Source organism: Streptomyces sp. W16, assembly GCF_033194735.1.
In the GTDB taxonomy this organism is placed as follows: domain Bacteria; phylum Actinomycetota; class Actinomycetes; order Streptomycetales; family Streptomycetaceae; genus Streptomyces.
This window is the reverse complement of sequence record NZ_JAWOAI010001057.1, coordinates 1-1,478: the sequence shown is the minus strand read 5'-3', so window position 1 is coordinate 1,478 and position 1,478 is coordinate 1. Positions and strand designations below refer to the sequence as shown.

Genomic DNA, 1,478 nt, shown 5'->3' with positions numbered 1-1,478 from the left:
GGGCGCAGACGGCGAGGGCGGTGCCGGTCGCGGCGAGCGCGACGGTGGCCGGGAGGCTGCCGGTGTCCGCCAGCATCAGCGGGAGCAGCAGCATGAGGAGCAGCACGGCGGCGCGACCGCGGACCATCGGCTGCTCCCTCCCCTCAACTGCCGTTCTCGTATCGTCCGTTATACCTGACCGGAGTCGATCTACACCTGGTCGGCCTCGATCGGCTGGAGCAGTCGCCGCGGCTTGAGGAGGGCGCGGCTGATCGGGTCCGCCGGGTCCGGGTCGAGTCCGGGGCCCGGGTCCATGAGGACGTCACCGACGGGAACGACGAGTCCGCAGGCGGGGCACTCGCCGTACGGGCCGAGTTCGGTGCCGCAGTCCACGTGCCGGAAGTAGCGCAACTGGGGTTCGTCGAACTGCTCGCGGCCCCACCGGCCGAGCGAGCGCAGCGTCGGCCACAGGGCGATCGCGCGGTCCGTGGGGACGTACTCGTCTCGCGGCGGCGACTCCTGGTAGCGGCGCTTTTCGAGGATGCCCTCGGCGGTGAGTGCCTGGAGGCGGGCGGCGAGGACCGCGCGCGGGATGCCGAGGTGCGCGAGGAAGTCGTTGTAGCGCCGTACGCCGTAGAGGGCGTCGCGGATGACGAGCAGCGTCCAGCGCTCGCCGACCACCTCCAGTGCCCGGGCGATCGAGCACTCCTGCGTCGCGTAGTCCTTGCCCAGTGCCATGCCGTCCACCTTAGCCATTTTCCGACTCAAGGTTCAATGAAAGAACCTACAGTGTTACGGTACTCCGCATGACTAGGTTCAGTGAACGAACCCTTAACGATCGAACCGATCGAACCGATCGAACCCTTGCCGAGGTTCCCGAGAAGCCCGAGGTCACCGAGGTGAGCGCGCCCCGCCCGCGCGCCACCCTCGCCCTGACCAGCGCCGCCACCGCGGTGGCACTGATGACGTACACCGCGCCGATGGTCACGCTCCCCGACATCGCCGCCGCCCTGCACACCCCGCTCTCCGCCCAGGCCTGGCTGCTGAACGGCACCCCGCTGGGCCTCGCCGCGCTGCTCCTGGTCGCCGGCAGCCTCGCCGACGACTACGGCCGCCGCCGGATCTTCCTGGCAGGCACCTTCGCGCTGGGCATCACCACCGCCCTCTCCGCACTCACCTCCTCGACCCTGTTGTTCACCCTGACCCGTATCGCGCAGGGCGCGTCCAGCGCCGCGCTGCTCGCCAGCAGCCTGGGCCTGATCGTGCACGCCTTCCCGACCCCGCGCGGCCGACTGCACGCGACCGGCGTGTGGGGCGCGTTCGTCAGCGGCGGCATAGCGATCGGCCCACTGGTGGCCGGCGCGCTGCCCGACTGGCGGGTGGCCTACGACGTCCTCGGCGACATCAAGGGCGAGACCGTGGCGGAGCGCGACTGGCGGGAGATCGACGTCCTCTACCGTTCGGTCCTGATCCCGCCGAACGCGCAGGCCGGCCTGTTC

General features: G+C 70.7%; 2 protein-coding genes. One reads left to right on the top strand and one right to left on the bottom strand.

Annotation, left to right across the window (positions count from 1 at the left end):
- Nucleotides 1–189 precede the first annotated feature (189 nt).
- Complete coding sequence (locus R6V09_RS53015) at nucleotides 190–717, bottom strand: winged helix-turn-helix transcriptional regulator (RefSeq protein ID WP_317888538.1); 528 nt, start codon at nucleotides 715–717, stop codon at nucleotides 190–192.
- A gap of 68 nt (nucleotides 718–785) precedes the next feature.
- On the opposite strand from R6V09_RS53015, the gene R6V09_RS53010 reads away from it, so the two are divergent.
- Nucleotides 786–1,478, top strand: a 693-nt coding sequence (locus R6V09_RS53010; RefSeq protein WP_317888537.1) for an MFS transporter, incomplete at its 3' end; no start/stop codon positions are given.